Origin of the sequence: Pseudoalteromonas sp. SR44-8 (assembly GCF_014163635.1) — a bacterium.
Taxonomy (GTDB): domain Bacteria; phylum Pseudomonadota; class Gammaproteobacteria; order Enterobacterales; family Alteromonadaceae; genus Pseudoalteromonas; species Pseudoalteromonas rhizosphaerae.
The window spans coordinates 1-324 of record NZ_JACJDS010000107.1; the positions used below are offsets into that span (position 1 = coordinate 1).

The following is a 324-nucleotide window of genomic DNA, read 5'->3' on the forward strand; positions in this document are numbered from 1 at the left end:
CAGGGTCGGTAATATTACTTTTAATGGGCTTGCCTTTGCTGCCCGTTTTTTCCTCGTGGGTCGCTAAGAACTCCGTGATTTTATCTGCACTTTTATCCAGCTTTTCTTTTTGCTTTAAATCCTGTGTTATCAACTCTTCGCTCAGGCTATCTTGTGATTGGTGACGTTCGATAATACGTTTACTCGCGCGTTCTAGTTTTGCTTTTTTACGCCCTAGCTCATCGAATGTGCCGCTCCATTCTTTACTCGCATTCGATTTCAATTTGCATCCATCAATGGCAAACATGTTACGACCTATCAAGCCTTCTTCGTCGCATATCATCA

At 42.6% G+C, this 324-nt stretch carries 1 pseudogene; it reads right to left on the reverse strand.

From position 1 onward, the window contains the following. A pseudogene (locus H5183_RS21525) lies at positions 1 to 286 on the reverse strand (transposase); the annotation flags it as partial. Between the last annotated feature and the right edge of the window lie 38 nt (positions 287 to 324).